This is a genomic window from Leucobacter massiliensis, from assembly GCF_002982315.1.
Taxonomy (GTDB): Bacteria; Actinomycetota; Actinomycetes; order Actinomycetales; family Microbacteriaceae; genus Leucobacter; species Leucobacter massiliensis.
Window position 1 is genome coordinate 132,670 of sequence record NZ_MWZD01000018.1, and the last position, 22,205, is coordinate 154,874.

Consider the following 22,205-nt stretch of genomic DNA (forward strand, 5'->3'; position numbering starts at 1 on the left):
GCATGAGCGACACCGAGATGCGACCGGGCCCCGCGGGCGAGGGCTCCGCGTCCGGCGACGAGCTGCTCGGCAGGCTCGACCTCATCGAGGCGCAGCCGCTCGCGGAGCGGGCCGCCCGCTTCGAGCGCCTGCACGAGGAGCTCCTCGCGGAGCTGCAGCGGGGCGATCACGGTGGATCCTGAGTCGTCCGCCGCGGTCGCGGCCGCGCCGGAGGGGCGGGCGACGGCGGCGGAGTGGGACGGCGGGCCGGAGCGCCTCGACCGGGCGATGACGCGGCTGGGCCTGGTCCGTTCGCGCAGCCGTGCGGCGGAGATCATCGCGGCAGGCGGGGTGCGGATCGACGGGGCCGCGGCGACGAAGGCGGGCGCGCGCGTCGCCGCCGGCTCGCGGATCGAGCTCCTCGCGAGCGACCGCTACGTCAGCCGGGCCGCGCACAAGCTGCTCGCCGGGCTGGACGGCTTCGGCGTGGAGCCGCGGGGCAGGATCGCGCTCGACGTGGGCGCCTCGACCGGGGGCTTCACCCAGGTCCTCCTGGAGCGCGGCGCAGAGCTGGTCCAGGCCATCGACGTGGGGCACGGGCAGCTCGCGGAGGAACTGCGCGGCGACGCCCGGGTGCGCGTCGTCGAGGGCTGCAATGCACGCGAGCTCACGCCGGAGGGGCTCGCCGCGGCCACGGGCGTCGCGGAGCGGCCCTCGCTCGTCGTGGCCGATCTGTCGTTCATCTCGCTGAGGCTCGTGCTCCCGGCCCTCGCCCGCACCGCCGCGGAGGATGCCGAGATGGTGCTCCTCGTGAAGCCGCAGTTCGAGGTGGGGCGGGTGCGCGACGGGGTCGTCACCGATCCGTCGCAGTGGGCGGAGGCGATCCGGGCGGTGCTGGCGGCCGCGGCCGGATGCGGCCTCGTGCCGCTCGGGCTCGCCGCCTCGCCGATCGCCGGCGGCAACGGCAACCGGGAGTTCCTGCTGCATCTCGCGCGCGGCGAACGGGCGGGCGCGCCGGGAGCCGATCAGAGAGAATGGGAGCAGCGGATCGCGCAGCTGTGCGCGGTGCGGCCGGATCCGGGGCTCCCGGGCTCGCCGGCTCGGCCCGCTGGCCCGCGGCAGACGGAAGGAGCTCGAACATGACGCGAGACGTCGATGCGCGTCGCTTCCTCGTCGTGTCGCACACGCACCGCACGGAGGCGGTCGCCGCGACCGTCGCGGTCGTGGCCGCCCTGCGCGCAGCGGGCGCCGTTCCCGTCTTCGACGAGCACGACCGGGAGGAGTTCGCCCCGCACCTCGACGTCGAAAGCATCGCGCAGCTCGGACGCGACGCGGATCTCGCGCAGCTGGAGGCCGCGATCGTGCTCGGCGGGGACGGCACGATCCTGCGCGCGGCCGAACTGCTGCGAGGATCCCAGTGCCCGATCGTCGGCGTGAACCTGGGGCATGTGGGCTTCCTGGCGGAGATGGAGAGCTTCGACCTCGACGAGACGATCGCTCGCGTGCTGCGCCGCGACTACGTGGTCGAGGAGCGCCTCACGCTCGACGTGCGCGCGAGCTGCGAGGGCGAGCTCATCGCCGAGACCTGGGCGCTCAACGAGGCGAGCGTGGAGAAGCAGCGGCGCATGCTGGAGGTGGAGATCGGCGTCGACGGGCGGCCCGTGTCGAACTTCGCCTGCGACGGCGTGGTGCTCGCCACGCCCACCGGTTCGACCGCCTACGCCTTCTCCGCCGGGGGACCGGTCGTGTGGCCGGGGGTCCAGGCGATGCTCATGGTTCCCATCGCCGCCCACGCGCTCTTCGACCGGCCGCTGGTGACCGGCACGGACTCGGTGCTGAGCGTCCGGATCCTGCCCGAGAACGTGGGCCCCGGCGTGATGTGGTGCGACGGCCGGCGCCGCACGGAGCTGCCCGCCGGCTCGACCGTGCGCGTGAGCCGCTCGGAGCACGCGGTGCGTCTCGCCCGGCTCGACGAAGGTGTCTTCTCGGACCGGCTCGTGCGCAAGTTCCACCTGCCCGTCTCGGGATGGCGCGGATCGCGGCGCGAGGACGGGGCGGTCGCGTGATCGAGGAGCTGCGCATCAGGGACCTGGGGGTCATCGCCGACGCGACCCTCCCGCTCGGCCCCGGCTTCACGGCCATCACCGGCGAGACGGGCGCCGGCAAGACGATGGTGGTGAGCGCGCTCGGTCTGCTCATGGGCGAGCGCAGCGATGCGGGCGCGGTGCGCGCCGGCGCCGAGCGCGCGCGCGTCAGCGGCGTGGTGCGGGTCGAGGACGCGGCCGTCGGCGAGATCGTGGAGGAGCTCGGCGGTGACGTCGAGGACGGTGAGCTGGTCCTCAGCCGGACGGTCAGCGGCGAGGGGCGCAGCCGCGCCAGCGTGGGCGGTGCGAGCGCGCCGGTCGGTGCGCTCGGCAGGCTGGCCGAGCGGCTCTTCGCCGTCCACGGGCAGTCCGAGCAGCTGCGGCTGCGCTCGGCGGCCGCGCAGCGCGAGACCCTCGACCGCTTCGGGGGAGCCGAGCTCGCCGAGCTGCTGCGTGAGTACCGGGAGGCGCATCGCGAGCGGCAGGATCTCGCCGCGCGGGCGGCCGAGCTGCGGGAGGCGCGCGAGGAGCGGGCGGCCGAGGCCGCACGGCTGCGCGCCGAGCTCGAGGAGATCGCCGCCGTCGATCCGCAGCCGGGCGAGGAGACCGAGCTGGCCGAGCGCATCGAGCTCCTGAGCAATGCCGAGGCTCTGCGCGCGGCCACCCAGCTCGCGCACGAGGCGCTGTCGAGCGACTCCGACGATCCGATGAGCCGCGACGCCGGCAGCCTCGTCGACGAGGCGGTGCGCGAGGTCGAGCGCGTGGCGGATCACGACCGGCGGCTCGCCGAGGTGCTCGACACGCTCAGGAGCGTCAGCTTCCAGGTGGCCGACGCGGCGCGGGAGCTGGCCGCGTATGCGGCGGACCTCGACCAGGAGGGCCCCGGCGAGCTCGCGGCCGCCAATGAGCGGCTCGCGGCGCTCACCGCGCTCTTCCGCGTCTACGGCGCCGACTCGGCGGCCGTGGTCGGCTACGCCGCCGGCGCGGCGCGGCGGCTCACCGAGCTGGAGGGCGACGACGAGCTCATCGACGAGCTGGCTGCGCGCCTCGAAGCCGCGAGCGATCGCGAGCGGCGGACGGCGGCGCGGCTGAGCGAGCTGCGGTCCGCGGCCGCGGCCCGGCTCTCGGAGCTCGTCACGGTCGAGCTCCGCCAGCTCGCCCTGCCCGATGCGAGCTTCCTCGTCCGGGTGAGCCCGCTGGACGCGCTCGGCGCCTCCGGCGGCGACGAGGTGCAGCTGCTGCTGAGCCCCCACCCGGGCGCCGAGCCGCGCCCGATCGCGAAGACCGCCTCGGGCGGCGAGCTCTCGCGGGTGATGCTGGCGCTCGAAGTGGTGCTCGCCGGCGTGGATCCAGTGCCGACCTTCGTCTTCGATGAGGTCGATGCGGGCGTGGGCGGTGCGGCGGCGATCGAGATCGGGCGGCGGCTGGCCCGGCTGGCCCGCAGCTCGCAGGTCATCGTGGTGACCCACCTCGCCCAGGTCGCCGCCTTCGCGAACAATCACCTGCAGGTGGTGAAGGACTCCGCGGGCGGCTTCACCGAGAGCAGCTGCCGGCGGCTCGACGGGGAGGCGCGGCTGGCCGAGATGGCGCGCCTGCTCTCCGGGCTCAGCGATTCGGGGAGCGCGCTCGAACACGCCGCCGAACTGCTCGCGCTCCGGGAGGCGTGAACGTCGTCGGCGGGTGCTACGCTCGCGGGCATGGCGAAACTCTTCGGGCGTACCAAGTGGCGAGGTGAGAAGCCCGACCTCACCGACAGCGCCGCGGCGAAGGCCGCCTACATCGACAACCACCCCGACGTCGTGCACCTCGACATCGAGCAGCTCGACGCCGACACCCGCGAGATGTACCGGGATGCGCGCGAGGCGGCCCTCGACGCGCGTGAGGAGCGGGCGCGCGTCCGGCCGCGCGAGTACGTGGTGCGCGCGCCGTTCCAGCTCGGCTTCACGGTGACGCTCGGCGTGCTCGTGGCGCTGCTCTTCGGCGGCATGGTCGAGCAGCTCAGCACGATCATCATGTACGTCGCGGCGGCGCTCTTCGTGGCGCTCGGCCTCGACCCGGTGGTGCGCTGGCTGGAGCGCAAGGGCCTGAAGCGCGGCTTCGGGATCGCGATCGTCTTCGGCGGCTTCGTGCTCGTGATCGCCGGCCTGCTCGCGATCATCATCCCGATGATCGCGAATCAGATCTCCCAGCTCGTGCGGAGCGCGCCCTCGCTGTACCGCGACATCACGCGGCAGCAGTGGTTCCTCGACGTGGACGAGCGCTTCGGCCGCTTCGTCGACTTCGACGGCCTGCTGAAGATGGGGCAGGATTTCGTCGGCAACCCGGAGAACTGGGCGCAGTTCGCCGGCGGCGTCTGGCAGGCGGGCATCGGGATCGCGAACGGTCTCACGGCGGCGCTGATCGTGCTGATCCTCACGCTCTACTTCCTCGCATCGCTGCGCACCATCAAGCGCGCCTTCTACTCGCTGGTGCCGCGCTCCGGCCGCGCGAAGGTGATGGACATCACCGAGCAGGTCACCAAGTCGGTCGGCGGCTACATCAGCGGCATGGTGGTGCTCGCCTTCATCAACTCGGTGCTGGGCTTCATCATGATGACCTTCGCGGGGGTGCCGTTCGCCGGCCTGGTCGCGGTCGGCGTCTTCCTGCTGGCGCTGATCCCGCTGATCGGCTCGGTGGCCGCGACGGTGCTCGTGACCGTCGTCGCCCTCTTCGACTCGCCCACCACGGCGATCATCGCGGCGATCTACTACCTGATCTACATGCAGATCGAGTCGTATCTGCTCACGCCGCGCGTCATGAACCGCGTGGTGTCGGTGCCGGGAGCGCTCGTGGTGATCGGCGCGCTCGCCGGCGGCACGCTGCTCGGCCTACTCGGGGCGCTGATCTCGATCCCGGTGACGGCGATGGTGCTGATGATCATCAAGCAGGTGTGGGTGCCCAGGCAGGAGCTGCGCTGATGAGGCCGACGCGGCCCGCCCCGCACCCCCGAACGCACGGCGAGCAGCGGGCTCGGGTGCCGCTGCCGAACTCCAAGTGATAGGATCGAAGCCCGTGGGAACAGAGCAGAGCGCGGACCAGACCGGCATCACCAAGCACATCTTCGTGACCGGGGGCGTCGTCTCCTCCCTGGGCAAGGGGCTCACCGCTGCGAGCCTGGGCAATCTGCTCACGGCGCGCGGTCTGCGGGTCGTCATGCAGAAGCTGGATCCCTACCTCAACGTGGATCCCGGCACGATGAATCCGTTCCAGCACGGCGAGGTCTTCGTCACCGACGACGGTGCGGAGACGGACCTCGACATCGGCCACTACGAGCGGTTCCTCGGCATCGAACTGTCGCAGGCCGCGAACGTGACCACCGGGCAGATCTACTCGCGCGTGATCCAGCGCGAGCGCCGCGGCGAGTACCTCGGCGACACGGTGCAGGTGATCCCGCACATCACGAACGAGATCAAGCGCCGCATGCGCCTGCAGGCCGAGGAGGATCCGCGTCCCGACGTGATCATCACCGAGGTGGGCGGCACCGTCGGCGACATCGAGTCGCAGCCGTTCCTCGAGTCCGCCCGCCAGGTGCGGCATGAGCTGGGCCGCAACAACGTGTTCTTCGTGCACGTCTCGCTCGTGCCCTTCATGGGCGCCTCGGGCGAGCAGAAGACGAAGCCCACCCAGCACTCGGTCGCCGCGCTGCGCTCGATCGGCATCCAGCCCGACGCGCTGGTGCTCCGCAGCGACCGTCCCGTCACCGAGGACAATCTGCGCAAGATCGCGCTCATGTGCGACGTCGACGAGAGCGCGGTGGTGAACGCGGTCGACGTGCCCAGCATCTACGACCTGCCGCGGCTGCTCAACGACCAGGGCCTCGACCGCATCATCGTCGAGAACCTCGGCCTCGCGGAGCGCGCGCACGAGGTGGACTGGACGGGCTGGCAGCCGGTGCTCGACGCCGTGCACCACCCGAAGGGCGAGGTCACGATCGCGCTCGTCGGCAAGTACATCGATCTGCCGGACGCCTACCTCTCCGTGACCGAGGCGCTCCGCGCCGGCGGGTTCGCGCACTCCACGAAGGTGAACATCAAGTGGGTGCCCTCCGACGACTGCCAGACCCCCGAGGGGGCGCTCGAAGCCCTCGGCGACGTCAACGCCATCTGCGTGCCCGGCGGCTTCGGCATCCGCGGCATCGAGGGCAAGCTGGGCGCGCTGCGCTTCGCCCGTGAGAACGGCATCCCCACGCTCGGGCTCTGCCTGGGCCTGCAGTGCATGGTCATCGAGTACGCGCGCAACGTCGCCGGGCTCGACGGCGCCTCCTCCACCGAGTTCGATCCCGAGACGCCGGTCCCCGTGATCGCGACGATGGCGGAGCAGGTCGACATCATCGACGGCGGCGACCTGGGCGGCACCATGCGCCTCGGTCTCTACGAGGCGGCCCTCGCGGAGGGCTCGCTCGCGGCCTCGCTCTACGGCGCCCCCGTGGCGAGCGAGCGGCACCGCCACCGCTACGAGGTCAACAACCGCTACCGCGAGCAGATCGCCGAGGCCGGGCTGTCCTTCTCGGGCACGAGCCCCGACGGCACGCTCGTCGAGTACGTGGAGCTCCCCACCTCGGTCCACCCCTTCTACATCGCCACGCAGGCGCACCCCGAGCTGCGCTCGCGCCCCGGCAAGCCCCACCCGCTCTTCGCGGGACTCGTGGACGCCGCGATCGACCGCCGCGAGGCCACCCGGCTCTTCGAGGTGGACGAAGCGGTGGAGGCGGGCGCCGAGGGCGCCGAGTAGGCCGCGCCATGGCTGAGCGGTCGGCGCGAGACGCGGGCGCGGGCGTGCCCGGGGCCGGGGCCGCGCCCGAGGCCGAGGCCGAGGCCGCGCCCGAGGCCGTGCCGCTCGCCGACGAGCTCGCGGAGGTGCGGGTGCTGGAGAGCGAGCTGCTCGTGCGCGGGCGGGTGTGGGATGTGCGCCGCGACCGCTTCGAGTTCGGCGGCGAGGAGCTCGTGCGCGACTACCTCGACCACACGGGCGCCGTCGCCGTGCTCGCGCTCGACGCCGAGGAGCGCGTGCTGCTCATCCGCCAGTACCGCCACCCCATCGCGCACCGCGACTGGGAGATCCCGGCCGGCCTCATGGACGCGCCCGGCGAGCCGGGCCTGGCCGCCGCGCAGCGGGAGCTCGCCGAGGAGGCGGATCTGCGCGCGGAGCGCTGGGATCTGCTGCTCGAGCTGTTCCTGTCGCCCGGCGGGACGAGCGAGGCGATGCGGATCTTCCTGGCGCGTGAGCTGCATCCGGTCGCGCACGACTACGTGCGGGGCGAGGAGGAGGCGGAGCTGGTGCCGCGCTGGGTCCCGCTGAGCGAGGCGGTCGAGGCCGTGCTCGCCGGCCGGGTGCAGAACGCCGTCACGGCGAGCGCGGTGCTCGCGGCCTGGACGGCGCGCGGTCGCGGCTGGGACACGCTGCGCGATCCCGAGCTGCCGTGGACCGCCCGCGAGGCGGCGCGGGGGGAGCGCTCGCGCTGATGGCGCTCAGCCCGGAGGCGGGGATGGAGCGCTATCTGCGCCACGTCGCCCTGGAGCGGGGGCTGGCGGCGAACAGCCTGGCGGCCTACCGCCGCGACCTGAGCGCCTACGCCGAGTGGCTCGCGGGGCGCGGGATCGCGGATCTCGGCGCCGTCGCACCCGAGGCGCTCTCGGAGTACGTGGCCTGGCTCGGCCGCCCGGACGAGGAGGGCAATCCTCGCCTCGCCCCGGCCTCGATCTCGCGGCGGCTGTCGACCGTGCGCGGCATGCACCGCTTCCTCTTCGAGGAGGGACTGCTCGCGGAGCACGCGGGCAGCGGGGCGCGCACCCCGAAGCGGGCGCAGCGGCTGCCGAAGGCGCTCGCCGTGGAGGAGGTCGAGGCGCTGCTGGCCGCGGCGGGCGGCGGGGCGGGTGGGGGGGACCCGTCTCTTATACACCTCCGACGCCGCCGACGATATGCAGTGGGGAGAGCTCGGGTGGGCGCCTGGGGGAGGGCGGGCTGCTGCAGCTCACGGGCAAGGGATCGAAGCAGCGGATCGTGCCCTACGGCGGATTCGCGGGCCGGGCGCTCGCCGCCTACCTGGTGCGTGCGCGTCCCCAGATGGTGGAGCGCGGCCGCGGGACTCCCGCGCTCTTCGTGGGCCCGCGCGGGGCGCGGCTGTCGCGGCAGAGCGCGTGGCTCGTGATCCGCGCCGCGGCCGAACGGGCCGGGATCGCGGCGGAGGTGTCGCCGCACACGCTGCGGCACTCCTTCGCCACGCACCTGCTCGCGGGCGGGGCGGATGTGCGCACCGTGCAGGAGCTGCTCGGCCACGCCTCGGTGACCACGACCCAGATCTACACGCACGTCACCGCGGACACCCTCCGCGAGCACTACCTCCTCGCCCACCCCCGCGCCCGCTAGCGGCCCCGCGCGCCCGGGCGGGGGTCGGATCGCTGATATGGTTTCGTGGTCCAGTTCCCCGATCCGAAAGGAAGTCCGTGTCCGCTCCCGCCTCCCGCCTGCTCCTCGCCCCCGCGCTCGCCGCCGCTGCCGCTCTGGCCCTGTCGGGCTGCTCGATGCTGAACGGGCTCACCGGCGGGTCCGCTCCCGAGCGCGACGCGGAGAGCGGGGAGGTCGTCGAGCGCAATGACGCGGCCGACGTGTTCGAGATCAAGCCGGGCGACTGCCTGCTCACCGAGGAGGGCTCCTTCGAGACCGCCTCCGTGCCGGTCGTCCCCTGCGACGAGCCGCACGACGACGAGGTCTACCACGCCTTCGAGCTGCCCGACGGCGAGTTCCCGGGTGAGGCCGCGATCCAGGAGCGCTTCGCGGAGGTCTGCCCGGCCGAGTTCGAGTCCTTCGCGGGCATCGCCTACGCCGACTCGGCGCTGGAGATCTGGCCCTTCACCCCGACCGAGGGATCCTGGGCGGCGGGCGACCGCGAGGTGCTCTGCGTCGTCTACGATCCCGCCGCCCAGACCACCGGATCGCTGCGAGGCGCCGCGCGCTGAGCCGCCTCGCCCTCTCCGCGACCGCGGGCCGCCGTGCGCGATAGGATGGGGCGTTAGCGAGCGAGAGGAGTGTCGGGCATGGCGAAGCAGGAGGTCGAGCTGGGTCCCACCGGCCGTCCCGAGCGCGTCATCCCCGCGCCGCAGAAGCTCGACCGGCACGGTCCGGCGCGCATCGTCGCGATGTGCAATCAGAAGGGCGGCGTCGGCAAGACGACCAGTACCATCAACCTCGCCGCCGCGCTCGCCCGCTACGGGCGCCGGGTGCTCGCCGTCGACTTCGACCCGCAGGGCGCGCTCTCGGCCGGCCTCGGCGTGCCCGCGCACGACGTGCCCACCATCTACGACCTGATGCTCGGCAAGGTGAAGGATCCCCGCGAGGCCGTGCAGACCACGGCGACGCCCGGGCTCGACGTCATCCCCGCGAACATCGACCTCTCCGCCGCCGAGGTGCACCTCGTCACCGAGGTGGCGCGCGAGCAGATCCTCGCCGGGGTGCTGCGCAAGCTCGCGAACGACTACGATGTGATCCTCATCGACTGCCAGCCCTCGCTCGGCCTGCTCACCGTGAACGCGCTCACCGCGAGTCACGGCGTGCTGATCCCGCTCGCCTGCGAGTACTTCGCGCTGCGCGGCGTCGCGCTGCTGGTCGAGACGGTCGACAAGGTGCGAGATCGCCTCAACCCCGCCCTCGAACTCGATGGCATCCTCGCCACCATGTACGACGCGCGCACCCTGCACGCGCGGGAGGTGCTGGAGCGCGTCGTCGACACCTTCGGCGACAAGGTCTTCGACACCGTGATCGGCCGCACCGTCAAGCTCCCCGACGCGCAGATCGCCGCCAAGCCGATCCTCGACTACGCGCCCTCCAACGCGGCCTCGGAGGCCTATCTGAAGCTCGCGCGCGAACTGGTGCAGCGGGGCGTCGTCGCCTGAGGCCGCAGATGGACGCGCTCGACACGGATCACGGGCCGGGCGCGGGGACGCCGGGCGGATCCGTCGCGCCGCCGGGATCCCCGGCGGGCGAGGAGGCGGAGGGATCCGCGTTCCGGGTCACGCTCGAAGTCTTCGACGGCCCCTTCGACCTGCTGCTGAACCTCATCGGCAAGCACGAGCTCGACATCACCGAGGTGTCGCTGAGCCTCGTCACGGACGAGTTCATCGCGTACCTCGCCTCACTGGAGGGGCAGGGGCTCGTGGAGCTCGACCGCGCCTCGGAGTTCCTGGTCGTGGCGGCCACGCTGCTCGATCTGAAGATCGCGAGCCTGCTGCCGCAGGGCGAGGCCGTGGACGCCGAGGACATCGCGCTGCTCGAAGCGCGCGATCTGCTCTTCGCCCGCCTGCTGCAGTATCGCGCCTTCAAGCAGGCGAGCGCCTGGTTCCGGGAGCGGCTCGCCGCGGAGGATGCGCGGCACGCGCGCCAGGTGCCGCTCGATGCCAAATACCGGGAGCGCACGCCCGAGCTCGCCTGGCACCTCTCCGTCGCGGACTTCGCCGCCATCGCCGCCCTCGCCTTCGCCCCGCGCGAGATCCCGACCGTGGGCCTCGACCACCTGCACGCCCCGCTCGTCTCGATTCGCGAGCAGGCGGCGGTGGTCGTGTCGCTGCTGCGCACGGGCGGCGCGCACAGTTTCCGGGAGCTCATCGCGGGCGTCGCGGAGCGGGGCGTGATCGTGGCGCGCTTCCTCGCGATCCTGGAGCTCTACCGGCGCTCGGCCGTGAGCTTCGAGCAGGCGGAGCCGCTCGGCGAGCTCCGCGTGCAGTGGACGGGCGAGCAGTGGTCGGATGAGGAACTGTCGACGCTAGGAAGTGACTATGACTGAGGACGTGGAGCTCGGCCCGGGTGCTGGGGCCGGCGCCGAGGCACCCGCGACGGGGGAGCCCGAGACGGAGCTGAGCCGGGCCCGCGCCCGGCACAGCCTGCAGCAGCAGCTCGAAGCCCTGCTCATCGTCGCCGACGAGCCGCTGAGCGCCGTCGCGCTCGCCACCGCGACCGACCGGCCCGTGCGCGAGGTGCGCGCGGCGCTCGCTCGGCTCGTCGCCGACTTCAACGGCGAGGGCGGGGGCGGCAGCGGGAGCGCGGGCGAGAGCGCGGCCGCAGCCCCCGAGCCCCGCGGCTTCGAGCTGCGCGAGGTGGCGGGCGGCTACCGCTTCTACGTGCGCGAGAGCCTCGACCCGGTGGTCGCCGACTTCGTGCAGCAGCAGACCCCGGCGAAGCTCTCGCAGGCGGCCCTGGAGACGCTTGCCGTCATCGCCTACCGGCAGCCGATCTCGCGCGGCGCGATCGCCTCGATCCGCGCCGTGAACGTCGACTCGGTGGTGCGCACCCTGCTCGCCCGCGGTCTCATCACCGAGGTCGGCCAGGATCCCGAGACCACGGCGACGCTCTACGGCACCACGGAGGCGCTGCTCGGGCACCTCGGCATCGGCGACATCTCCGAGCTGCCGCCCATCGCCCCGCTGCTCGACGACCCCAGCGAAGGGTTCGACGAGTGAGCGGCGGCGGTGTCGGCGGCGTCGGCGATGTCAGAGGCACCCGGCATACTGGGCGCAGGAGCGTTCGGATCGAGAATGGAGGAGCGGCGTGAGCGGCGACGGTTTCGGCGGCACCTTCGAGGTCGACGGCGAGCGGATCGAGGTCGATCTTGCCGAGTTCGGCTGGGAGGGGCGCGGGCGCGCGGGCGGCGATGCCGCGGCCGAAGCGGGAGCGGCCGAGGACGACGGCCGGGTGCGGCTGCAGAAGGCGCTCGCGCACGCGGGGGTCGCGTCCCGGCGCGCGTGCGAGTCGCTGATCACGGGCGGGCGGGTGACGGTGAACGGCCGCGTGCAGCGCGAGCTGGGATCCCGCATCGACCCGGATCGCGACGAGGTGCGCGTGGACGGCGTGATCGTGCAGCTGGACGTGTCCAAGCGCTACTTCGTGCTCAACAAGCCGCGCGGCGTGGTGTCGACCATGAGCGACGAGAACGGCCGCCCCGATCTGCGCGAGTTCACCGAGCAGGTGGAGGAGCGCCTCTACAACGTCGGCCGCCTCGACACCGACACGAGCGGCCTGCTCATCCTCACCAACGACGGCGAGCTCGCCCACAAGCTGGCCCACCCGAGCTTCGGCGTGAGCAAGACCTACGTCGCGAAGGTGCGCGGGCGGGTGACGCCCGCGGTGATCCAGCGGCTGAGGGACGGGGTCGAGCTGAGCGACGGCCCCATCCGCGCCGACCGGGCCAAGCTGCTGCCGGGCGGCTCCGGCAGCGCGCACTCGCTCGTGGAGCTGAGCCTGCACTCGGGGCGCAACCGCATCGTGCGGCGGATGCTCGCGGAGGTCGGTCACCCCGTCGAGGAGCTCGTGCGGCGGCAGTTCGGGCCGCTGCACCTGGGCACGCTGCGCAGCGGCGAGATGCGCGAGCTGTCGGCTGCCGAGCGCGGCGCGCTGCTCTCGGCCGCGGAGGACGGCGGGCGCCACGGAGAGGTGACGGCCGGCCGGCCGGGCGACGGCAAGGGCGCCCGCGGCATGCGCGGGGTGGCCGCGAGGGGCAATCCCCACGGCCGCGGCGGCCCGCAGGACGGGAACGGGGCGTCCGCGCCCCGGAGCGAGCGACGGAAGCGGAACGGACGATGAGCGATCTGAAGGTCACGATCCCGGGGGTCGCGCGCAGCGACGAGGGCGGCGCGGGCGTGCTCGCCGCGCGCACGCGCGGATCGGTGCACGTGATCGGCTCGGGCCTGCTCGGTGCGAGCGTGGGGCTGGGCCTGCGCGCGCGGGGCGTCGAGGTGACGCTCGAAGACCTGTCGCCGACGACGGTGGCGCTCGCCGCCGACTATGGGGCGGGCCGCCTGCGCGGTGCGGACGATCCGGAGCCGGCCCTGGTGGTGGTGGCGACGCCGCCCGATGTGACCGCCGATGTGATCGAGCGCGCGCTCGCCGCCTACCCCTCCGCCGTCGTCACCGACGTCGCGAGCGTGAAGCTGGCCCCCTACCTCGAACTGCGGCGGCGCGGCGTCGACCTCACCCACTACGTGGGCTCGCACCCGATGGCGGGCCGCGAGCGCGGCGGCGCCTTCATGGCGCGCGCCGACCTGTTCACGGCGCGGCCGTGGATCATCTGCCGCGACGAGGCCACGCCCGCCGAGGCGCTCGCGCTCGTGGAGGCCGTGGCGCTCGACCTCGGCGGGGTGCTGCTCGAGATGACGCCGGAGGAGCACGACCGCTCGGTGGGGCTCGTCTCCCACCTGCCGCAGGTGGTGTCGAGCCTGCTCGCGGCGCGGCTCGTGCCCGCGGCGGAGCAGGCGATCGAGCTCGCCGGCGGGGGGCTGCGCGACACGACGCGGATCGCGGCCAGCGATCCGGAGCTGTGGGTGCAGATCCTCGGCGCGAATCGCGAGCCGGTGGTCGAGCTGCTCGACGCCTTCGCCGCGGACCTCGGGGCCTTCGCCGAGGCGCTGCGCGATCCTGCGCGTCCGGGCGCGAAGCGGCGGATCGCGGATCTGCTCGCCGCGGGCAACCGGGGCGTTTCGCGCATCCCGGGCAAGCACGGCTCCTCCGAGCGCTTCGCGACGATCACGGTCTTCGTGGACGACCGGCCGGGCGAGCTGGCCCGCCTGCTCACCGAACTCGGAGAACTGGGCATTAACATGGAAGACTTGCGCCTCGAGCACTCGCCGGGCGCGCAGATCGGTTTCGCGGAGATCGCGGTGCTGCCCGAGGTGGCGGAGCGCGCGGTCGCCGATCTCGTCGAACGGGGATGGAGGACGTTGTGAGCGAAGCACTGGACGGTGCGGTCGGAGCCATGGGCGCACCCGCGCCCGCCTCGCTCGCCGATCCGGTTCTTGTCGCGATCGACGGCCCGGCCGGCAGCGGCAAGTCGAGCGTGTCGCGGGCCGCCGCGGCCCGGCTCGGCTTCGGGATCCTCGACACGGGAGCCGCCTACCGCGCGCTCGCGTGGGCGGCGCTGCAGACGGGCGCGGACCTCGACGACGAGGCGTCGATGCTGGCGCTGCTCGACGCGTGGCACTACTCGATCACGCTCCTCGGCGCGCAGCGCGTGGAGGTGGAACTGGGCGGCGCCCCCGCCCGGCACGACGTGACGGCGGCGATCCGCGAGCACGCGGTGAGCGGGCAGGTCAGCCGCGTGTCGAAGCACCCGGAGGTGCGGGAGCGGCTGAACGCGATGTTCCGGCGGATCGTCGCCGAGTCCGGCCTGCCCGGCGTGGTCATCGAGGGCCGCGACATCACCACGGTGGTCGCGCCGAACGCGCCCGTGCGCATCCTCATGACCGCCTCGCCCGAGGTGCGGGCGCAGCGGCGCGCCGGCGAGCTGGCGGGGATGTCGCAGGAGCAGGTGCTCGCGGACATCGCCGCGCGCGACGCGAAGGACGCGCAGGTGGTCGACTTCATGCACCCCGCCCCCGGGGTGCGGCTCGTGGACACGAGCGATCTGGATTTCGAGCAGTCGGTGGAGGCTGTGGTGGGCATCGTCAGGGAAGTGAGCACACGATGAGCAGCGACAACACCGAGCCCGAGGTCTTCGACGTCTCGGCCGTGCCCGAGGACGAGGTGATCGCGGGCGAGGGCTACGCCGAGGACGGCGCGGACGGCCCCGTCTTCTCCGAGGGCGAGGCAGTGACCGACGAGGAGCGCCTGCGCGCCATGCGCTCGAACCTCGACGGCTTCGAGCTGGAGGACGACGACCTCGCGATCATCGGCGAGGACGGCGAGTTCCTGGGCTTCCGCGAGCAGCTGGCGGAGGCCCTGCCGGTCGTCGCGATCGTGGGCCGCCCCAATGTGGGCAAGTCGGCGCTCGTGAACCGCATCCTGGGGCGTCGCGAGGCCGTCGTGGAGGACGTGCCGGGGGTGACGCGCGACCGCGTCAGCTACTCGGCCGAGTGGGGCGGCACCCGCTTCAGCCTCGTCGACACGGGCGGCTGGGAGCCGGACGCGAAGGGCATCGACGCCTCGGTCGCCCTGCAGGCGGAGGTCGCGATCGAGCTGTGCGACGTGGTGATGTTCGTCGTCGACTCCCGCGTGGGGCCGACCGCCACGGACGAGCGGGTGGTGCAGCTGCTGCGCCGCACCAACAAGCCGGTGTTCCTGGTGGCGAACAAGGTGGACGACGCGGTGCTGGAGCCGGAGGCGGCGCAGCTGTGGTCGCTGGGCCTCGGCGAGCCGCACGCGGTGTCGGCGCTGCACGGCCGCGGGGTCGCGGATCTGCTCGACCAGGTGGTCGCGGCGCTGCCCGAGGAGTCCGCGGTGGCGCAGCCGAAGCTCGCCGGTCCGCGCCGCGTCGCCCTGCTGGGCCGGCCGAACGTCGGCAAGTCGAGCCTGCTGAACAAGGCCGCGGGCGAGGAGCGCGCGGTGGTCAGCGACGTCGCGGGCACCACGCGCGACCCGGTGGACGAGCAGGTGGAGATCGCGGGGCGCGTGTGGACCTTCGTGGACACGGCGGGCATCCGCCGTCGCGTGCACCTGCAGAAGGGCGCCGACTTCTACGCCTCGCTGCGCACCGCGGCCGCGCTGGAGAAGGCGGAGGTCGCGGTCGTGCTGATCGACGTGACACAGGAGATCAGCGACCAGGATCTGCGCATCATCGACCTGGTGCTGGAGTCGGGCCGCGCGCTCGTGCTGGCCTTCAACAAGTGGGATCTGCTCGACGAGGATCGCCGCCGCTACCTGGAGCGGGAGATCGAGCAGGATCTCAAGCACGTGGACTGGGCGCCGCGCGTGAACATCTCGGCGCGCACGGGCCGCCACCTGGAGAAGCTGGTGCCCGCGCTGGAGACCGCGCTGGAGTCGTGGGATACGCGCATCCCGACGGCGAAGTTCAATGCCTTCGTCGCGGAGCTCGTGCAGGAGCACCCGCACCCGCTGCGCGGCGGCAAGCAGCCGCGCATCCTGTTCGGCACGCAGGTGCAGAACCGGCCGCCGACCTTCGTGCTCTTCACCTCCGGCTTCCTCGACCCGGGCTACCGCCGCTTCATCCAGCGGCGCCTCCGCGAGCGCTACGGCTTCGAGGGCACCCCCATCCAGCTCAACATGCGCATCCGTGAGCGGAGGGCGCGGCGCTAGCCGAGCCCGACGCTCCAAAACAGCCATTTCTGGCTGTTTTGAGGATGCGGTGCACGTCTCGCTTGCAGGAGAACGCGGAGCGTTCTCGCGCGAGGCGTGGTGCGGCCACCGCCGCAGCTCTGGGCTGCGCTGAGCATCGCGAAGCGATTGCCGCTGTGAGCGCGGAAGGTGAGTGCCAAGCCGGCCATCGCCCTTGAACCGCGTGCGCCGGGAGGGGGGCGGGCTTAGCTGGGTGGCTGGCGCAGGATCTTTTCGAGGGGGCGGCCCTTGGCGAGTTCGTCGATGAGCTTGTCGAGGTAGCGGATCTCGCGCATCAGCGGGTCCTCGATCTCCTCGATGCGGACGCCGCAGATGACGCCCGTAATGCGCGAGCGGGCCTCGTTGAGCTTCGGAGCCTCGCCGAAGAAGCGCTTCAGATCGGTCGGGTTGCCCGGCCGCGTCAGCTCCTCGAGCTGCGCCTGCGTGTAGCCGGTCAGCCAGCGGATGATCTCGTCGACCTCGTCCCCGCTGCGCCCCTTGCGCTCCGCCTTCGCGGTGTAGTTCGGGTACAGCTCGGAGAAGGCCAGCTTGAAGACGCGGTGCCCTGCCATGCGACCAGTGTAGGCGGGGCCGCCGGAAACGGCACCGCCCGCCCACGGCGGCGCGGGGAGCGCGGGCGCCCGCGCTCCCCGCGCCGCCGTGGGCGGGGGATGGAGCGCTATCTGCGCCACGTCGCCCTGGAGCGGGGGCTGGCGGCGAACAGCCCGGCGGCCTACCGCCGCGACCTGAGCGCCTACGCCGAGTGGCTCGCGGGGCGCGGGATCGCGGATCTCGGCGCCGTCGCACCCGAGGCGCTCTCGGAGTACGTGGCCTGGCTCGGCCGCCCGGACGAGGAGGGCAATCCTCGCCTCGCCCCGGCCTCGATCTCGCGGCGGCTGTCGACCGTGCGCGGCATGCACCGCTTCCTCTTCGAGGAGGGACTGCTCGCGGAGCACGCGGGCAGNGCTCGCGCTGATGGCGCTCAGCCCGGAGGCGGGGATGGAGCGCTATCTGCGCCACGTCGCCCTGGAGCGGGGGCTGGCGGCGAACAGCCTGGCGGCCTACCGCCGCGACCTGAGCGCCTACGCCGAGTGGCTCGCGGGGCGCGGGATCGCGGATCTCGGCGCCGTCGCACCCGAGGCGCTCTCGGAGTACGTGGCCTGGCTCGGCCGCCCGGACGAGGAGGGCAATCCTCGCCTCGCCCCGGCCTCGATCTCGCGGCGGCTGTCGACCGTGCGCGGCATGCACCGCTTCCTCTTCGAGGAGGGACTGCTCGCGGAGCACGCGGGCAGCGGGGCGCGCACCCCGAAGCGGGCGCAGCGGCTGCCGAAGGCGCTCGCCGTGGAGGAGGTCGAGGCGCTGCTGGCCGCGGCGGGCGGCGGGGGGGGGGGGGGGGACCCGTCTCTTATACACCTCCGACGCCGCCGACGATATGCAGTGGGGAGAGCTCGGGTGGGCGCCGGATCTTCGGGCGGAGTGCGTCTGCCTGAGGGATGTTCGTGCTTGGTGCTCGGTGAAACAGGGAGTCGGTCTTGATGCGTGATGCGCTGCCCGGTGCAGGGTTCATGAATGTGGGGGGCGGTCTCGCTGATCGCCTCTCCGCGGGGCTGCGCCGCGCGAGGCGGCGTGGCCGCCGCGGCGGGGTGCTCGGGAGGGCGGGCCTCGGGGCGCTGACGGTTCTGGCCGTCGTGGCCGGAGGGTTCACCCCGGTCACGCCGGCGTTCGCGGCTTCGACGCCGACGGCGCTGTCGGCGACGGTCGATACGGACGGCACGGCCCCGTTCGACGCCCTGGACGCGGACAATCACAACGGCGTCGTCCGTACGAACGACAGTGTCGTGTACGAGGTGTCGGTGACGCCGTCTCCGGCGGATGTTGCAGCGGGGACGGTGACCTTCACCGCGACCGCCCCGGCCGGGGTGACGTGGGATCCGGTGTCGGTCCCGGCTTCGCCTGCCGGGTCGAGCATCAACGGGCAGCTGCTGACGGTGGTGCTGGCTGCGCCCTCGACGTCTCCGGTGCTGTTCTCCGTGAAGGCCGTATTCTCCGGGCTCGCGAACAATACCGTCGTGGGCATCCCCTTCACCTCCGGGGCGCAGACCTCCACCCCGCAGGTGAAGATCGCCGCCGCACCTAGAGCCAGCCTCGGAGGGCAGTTCAATTCTCTCAAGACTGTTGCCGCAGCTTCTTCTCCGCTTGGAGTTGATAGCTACATGATTTCTTTGCGCTACTACCTGTACAATACCGTGGATGCTCTGACGGGATTGAAGGGGATTGAGCCACTCAAATCCCCCGTGTCCTTCACGGTTTCTGCGCCTTTTCCGTCGGCTGTCGCTTATCGGGCAGTGATCGGCGCGGAGAGTTCAGCGTGGCCTTCGACCGGTCCAGGAACAGGACCAGATCAGATATCGCAGAACGGGACATGGGCTGCTTCTCCTACGATGACGCCAGGGTCGCCGGTGACCATTTCAGTGTCCGGGGCAGACACCTCCGGCGTCCATTACCCAGTCCAAGGCACGGACGGGACGCTCCTCGACTCCAACAAGGCGATATGGTCCATCGGCCGGATCGAATGGTACATCCCGGTGGGCGCGCTTTCAGTGGGACCTAACCTTTGGAAGACCCAGGTGACCGCGTTCGATCCGGACGGGATTTCTGGTCAATCTAACTTCGGTGACGGTTTCGCGCCCGGCTTTGCGCCAGAGGCACCGTCCGACAGTACAAACACCTTGTCTGGAACAATAACGAAGTCAGAGAACAATCGCATTCTGAATGGATGGAGCGGTTTTCGAGGCTCGAGAGGACCTGCGCTCAATCAATCGAATAGTGCCTATCCGGGTGACGTTTTCTCTACTGCCCACACACTTTCCCTTGCTGCCCCTGCCGATCCACAAACGAATACCACGGTGTGCTATTTGATCACCGACATGGCCGTGTTGGCTGGAAAGCTGACCGGAGCGAATGGTGGCGCTTTGGACCCAAAGTGGCACGTGGAGTATTCCGCCGCGAATAGTGACCCGAATTGCGGACACGTTGGGGACGGAGCCTCTGGCTGGTTCGAAGATCCCACGGACGTCCCCGGCGGGATGATTGAGGTCGTTGCCGTTCGGGCAACCTATCAAGATCCCATCGGCATAGGTACGGACCAGGTGCGAACCGACCTTCCATTGAGCTTCAGTGAGGAGGGCGCTGCTCACGCGGGAGAGTTGGTGCGGGTGTCCTCGTTCCGCGTCCATTCGGATCAGTCGCCGCTCACGAACCCGGTCAACAGGAGTGTTGTCGTCCTGGGTGCTCGTGTGGAAAATGCGGTTGCCTGGGACCTAGATGTAACGGAAGATTTGGGCGGTGTTCGTACCGTGACGGTGACGCCCTCGATCACGCATGTTGATGCGGGTAACGTGACGCAGACGGTGCTGCTGCCGAAGGGTGTGGTGTTTCAGACGGGTTCTGCGTTGTGGGGTGGCGAGTCGATTACGCCGGATTCTGCGGTGACGGATCCGTCGACGGGGGTGACGACGCTGGTGTTCGCTCTGGGTGATGTGCCGGTGTCGAGCACGAAGGTGCTGACCTTGCGGACGACCCTGGATCCTGCGCTCGCCTTCCCCGCGACGCCGACGGTAACGGCGATGATCGCATCCCCGGACGATGTGCGCGACCCTACGACGGGTGATGGCCGGACGGCAACGGATGTGCTGAATGTGAATGCGCCGAAGACGGTGGTGGTGACGAAGTCGGGTCCGGCGGTGACGGCGGCGGGTGATCCGTTCACGTATACGGTGTCGTGGTCGAACCGGACGGGGAATTCGTTGGGGGCCGGCTGGTTCGTGGATGTGCTGCCGTTCGTGGGTGACGGTCGCGGCACCTCGGGGTTGTCGGGGTTGACGGTGCAGGGTTTTGAGATCGTGCAGGATTCCTCGGATGCGGTGGTGCAGTACACGACGGCGGCGTCGGCGACGGTGAAAGCGCAGATCGCGGCGGATCCCTCGGGTGAGACGGGGATTTCGTGGACGACGGGGAGCCCGGCGGGTGTGTCGGGAGTGACGGCGATTCGCTTCGCGGTCCCGGACCCCTTCGAGAACGCGGAGCTGGGTGTGGCGCACCTGACCTTGGAGGCGGGGGCGTTGTCGCTGAACGGGCAGATCAACAACGACATCACGGGGAAGGTGACCGGGTGGGAGTCGCCCCTGATCGGGGTGGCGGACGCGCGCATCACCTCGTCCTTGTCGGTGCTGTCTGGGAACGTGTACCGGGACCTGGATCGGTCGTTCTCGCGCACCCCGGGAGACACGGCGGTGGAGAACCCGGTCGTGACGATCGCGGGCGGGTGGGCGTTCGGCCCGAACGGCGTGAACGATGGCGGCACGGGCGACGATGTGCCCTACGCGCAGATCCCCGGGATCAACACGACCGGCCTGGTCGGTCAGGACCTGGTCGATGCGAACCTGCTGGCCTCGCCGGCGACGGGGGATTACGCGTTCGTGGTGCCGCCGGGTGTCTACGACGTGCGGTATTCGAGCGACGGGGTGACGTCGGGGGCTGAGCGGGTGGTGGTCCTGCCGCCGCTCGCGACGAACCCCGCGAAGAAGGGTCTGGGTGTGGGGAGCACGGGCACGAAGGTGCCGGTGGGGGCGGCGTCCCCGGTCGAGCACCAGGACTTCGGCGTGCAGGCCCGCCCGGATCTGCCCACGGTGGCGGATGATGCGGGTGTGGTGCGGGTGGGCCGTTCCTTGGTGTTGTCGGCGAATCCGATCGTGGTGCCGGATCCGGATCCGGGGGACGTGATCGATGGTCTGGTGGATCTCACGCCCGCGGTCACGGAGGTGACGTACCCGTTGGGTGCGTTCGGTGACCAGGCTGCGGCGCGGGCGGCGTTCACGGTGGATCGTGCCACGGGGGAAGTGGTGTTCAACGCGGGCAAGGCGTCCCTCCCGGTGGGGGAGTATGTGGCGACGGTGGTGTGGACGGATGCGTGGGGGCAGACCGTGAGCTCCGCCTACACGGTCACGGTGGAGCCGTATGAGCCGGAGCTGACGGTCTCGAAGTGGGTGTGCGCGACCGGCACGGACTGTGCGGACCCCGATGAGGGGGCGCTGGACGATCTGCTCGAGGGGGATCCGGGCGGGGACGGTGCCGGGGGGTGGGTGCCTGCCGGGTCGGTGGATGCGGGCGGGGACGTGCGGTGGCTGGTGCTGCTGCACAACACGGGTGACACGGATCTGGAGGATGTGCGTCTCAGCCGGGAAGAACTCTCCCCTGCGGGGGCGGCGACCCTGACCGGGTGCGCGGTTGATGATCTGCTTGCGGAGACGCTCCCGGTCGGCGAGGTGGCGTTCACCACGGACTGCGTGTCGGAGGATGCGGTGGCCACGCACACGAACACGGCGGAGGTGTCGGGGACGCCGGTGGATGCGGACGGGGAGCCGGTGCCGGGCCCGGATCCGGAGGAGCCGTGGCTCGTGTCGGGTGAGGCTTCGGCGCGGGTGACGGTGTTGTCGGTGTTCGTGGAGAAGCTTGCCGTGAACGCGGAGAACGAGCTCGCCCCGATGGCCGGCTCCACGTGGGAGGTGTGGGCGGATGCGTCCGGCACCCCGGCGGATGGGGTTGCGGTGTCGGAGGTGACGGGCGGGGATCCGGCGCCGGTGGGCCTGTTCCGGGTCACGGGCCTGACCGCGCCGGGCGCGTACTGGCTCGTGGAGACGCAGGCCCCCGCCGGGTTCAACCTCCTGGCCGAACCGGTCCGGTTCACCGTCGACGCGGACGGGGCCGTGGCCGTCCCGGACGGCCCCTCGAACGTGGAAGCTGCGGAGGTGGAAGGCCGCGGGTGGACGGTCCAGGTCGAAGACGTGCCCGCGCTCGTCCTCCCCGTCTCCGGTGGCCCCGGGGACGGGTGGGTGCGTGCCCTGTCCGTGTCTTTGGTGCTGACCGCGGTGGCGGCTACGGCCGTGCTGTGGGTGATGCGGGTGCGCCGTCGGCGGTACCGGGTGGTGTTCATCGGCCCGTCCGGGTCGTGGACGCGGGGGGAGGGGTGATCTCCAACGGCTAGAGGATCACGGTTGACCCTGGTGCGTCCCT

Annotated in this window: 18 protein-coding genes and 2 pseudogenes; 19 read left to right on the top strand and 1 reads right to left on the bottom strand. The window is 71.8% G+C overall.

All coding sequences use genetic code 11. From position 1 onward, the window contains the following. Positions 1-2: 2 nt before the first annotated feature. From B4915_RS11425 to der, 16 genes and pseudogenes are all read left to right on the top strand, one after another. Positions 3-182 carry a hypothetical protein gene (locus tag B4915_RS11425; RefSeq protein WP_105805941.1) on the top strand — a complete coding sequence of 60 codons (180 nt, stop codon included), beginning with the start codon at positions 3-5 and terminating at the stop codon, positions 180-182. Further along, on the top strand, positions 172-1,122 hold the full coding sequence (locus B4915_RS11430) for a TlyA family RNA methyltransferase (RefSeq protein ID WP_281258212.1): 951 nt from the start codon (positions 172-174) through the stop codon (positions 1,120-1,122). The genes B4915_RS11425 and B4915_RS11430 overlap by 11 nt, the downstream gene beginning before the upstream one ends. Further along, on the top strand, positions 1,119-2,045 hold the full coding sequence (locus B4915_RS11435) for an NAD kinase (protein WP_105805942.1): 927 nt from the start codon (positions 1,119-1,121) through the stop codon (positions 2,043-2,045). Before B4915_RS11430 ends, B4915_RS11435 begins: the two co-directional genes overlap by 4 nt. After that, positions 2,042-3,730 carry a DNA repair protein RecN gene (recN, locus tag B4915_RS11440; protein WP_105805975.1) on the top strand — a complete coding sequence of 563 codons (1,689 nt, stop codon included), beginning with the start codon at positions 2,042-2,044 and terminating at the stop codon, positions 3,728-3,730. Before B4915_RS11435 ends, recN begins: the two co-directional genes overlap by 4 nt. Before the next feature lie 30 nt (positions 3,731-3,760). After that, positions 3,761-5,020, top strand: coding sequence for an AI-2E family transporter (locus B4915_RS11445; protein ID WP_105805943.1), 1,260 nt, complete (start codon positions 3,761-3,763; stop codon positions 5,018-5,020). Positions 5,021-5,114: 94 nt separating this feature from the next. Then, positions 5,115-6,833 (top strand): CTP synthase, encoded by a 1,719-nt coding sequence (locus B4915_RS11450; protein WP_105805944.1) that lies wholly within the window; start codon positions 5,115-5,117, stop codon positions 6,831-6,833. A gap of 8 nt (positions 6,834-6,841) precedes the next feature. Beyond that, on the top strand, positions 6,842-7,564 hold the full coding sequence (locus B4915_RS11455) for an NUDIX domain-containing protein (RefSeq protein WP_105805945.1): 723 nt from the start codon (positions 6,842-6,844) through the stop codon (positions 7,562-7,564). After that, a pseudogene (locus B4915_RS11460) lies at positions 7,564-8,468 on the top strand (tyrosine recombinase). Before B4915_RS11455 ends, B4915_RS11460 begins: the two are co-directional and overlap by 1 nt. A 77-nt stretch (positions 8,469-8,545) precedes the next feature. Next, positions 8,546-9,058 carry a septum formation family protein gene (locus tag B4915_RS14725; protein WP_181158565.1) on the top strand — a complete coding sequence of 171 codons (513 nt, stop codon included), beginning with the start codon at positions 8,546-8,548 and terminating at the stop codon, positions 9,056-9,058. 78 nt (positions 9,059-9,136) lie between these two features. After that, a complete protein-coding gene (locus B4915_RS11470; protein ID WP_105805946.1) occupies positions 9,137-9,991 on the top strand; it encodes a ParA family protein in 855 nt (284 codons plus the stop codon). 8 nt (positions 9,992-9,999) lie between these two features. After that, entirely contained in the window at positions 10,000-10,878 is an 879-nt protein-coding gene (locus B4915_RS11475; protein ID WP_105805947.1) for a segregation and condensation protein A, read from the top strand. After that, on the top strand, positions 10,871-11,551 hold the full coding sequence (gene scpB / locus B4915_RS11480; protein WP_105805948.1) for an SMC-Scp complex subunit ScpB: 681 nt from the start codon (positions 10,871-10,873) through the stop codon (positions 11,549-11,551). The genes B4915_RS11475 and scpB overlap by 8 nt, the downstream gene beginning before the upstream one ends. Positions 11,552-11,783: 232 nt before the next feature. Then, complete coding sequence (locus tag B4915_RS11485; protein WP_245907475.1) at positions 11,784-12,671, top strand: pseudouridine synthase; 888 nt, start codon at positions 11,784-11,786, stop codon at positions 12,669-12,671. Beyond that, positions 12,668-13,810, top strand: a complete 1,143-nt coding sequence (locus B4915_RS11490) for a prephenate dehydrogenase (protein WP_105805949.1) — start codon at positions 12,668-12,670, stop codon at positions 13,808-13,810. The genes B4915_RS11485 and B4915_RS11490 overlap by 4 nt, the downstream gene beginning before the upstream one ends. A 29-nt stretch (positions 13,811-13,839) precedes the next feature. Further along, positions 13,840-14,550 carry a (d)CMP kinase gene (gene cmk / locus B4915_RS11495; RefSeq protein WP_105805978.1) on the top strand — a complete coding sequence of 237 codons (711 nt, stop codon included), beginning with the start codon at positions 13,840-13,842 and terminating at the stop codon, positions 14,548-14,550. Further along, positions 14,547-16,115 (top strand): ribosome biogenesis GTPase Der, encoded by a 1,569-nt coding sequence (gene der, locus B4915_RS11500; RefSeq protein WP_105805950.1) that lies wholly within the window; start codon positions 14,547-14,549, stop codon positions 16,113-16,115. Before cmk ends, der begins: the two co-directional genes overlap by 4 nt. A 224-nt stretch (positions 16,116-16,339) precedes the next feature. On the opposite strand, the gene B4915_RS11505 is transcribed toward der, so the two are convergent. Then, complete coding sequence (locus B4915_RS11505; RefSeq protein ID WP_105805951.1) at positions 16,340-16,705, bottom strand: DUF2200 domain-containing protein; 366 nt, start codon at positions 16,703-16,705, stop codon at positions 16,340-16,342. 99 nt (positions 16,706-16,804) lie between these two features. Between B4915_RS11505 and B4915_RS11510 the strand changes: the two are divergent. The 3 genes and pseudogenes from B4915_RS11510 to B4915_RS14535 form a co-directional block, all read left to right on the top strand. Then, positions 16,805-17,014 (top strand): annotated as a pseudogene (locus B4915_RS11510) (site-specific integrase); the annotation flags it as partial. 94 nt (positions 17,015-17,108) lie between these two features. Continuing rightward, positions 17,109-17,669: a site-specific integrase gene (locus B4915_RS11515; protein WP_245907470.1), complete on the top strand. Its 561-nt coding sequence runs from the start codon at positions 17,109-17,111 to the stop codon at positions 17,667-17,669. Beyond that, a complete protein-coding gene (locus B4915_RS14535) occupies positions 17,669-22,162 on the top strand; it encodes a SpaA isopeptide-forming pilin-related protein (protein WP_146120093.1) in 4,494 nt (1,497 codons plus the stop codon). Before B4915_RS11515 ends, B4915_RS14535 begins: the two co-directional genes overlap by 1 nt. Positions 22,163-22,205 lie beyond the last annotated feature (43 nt).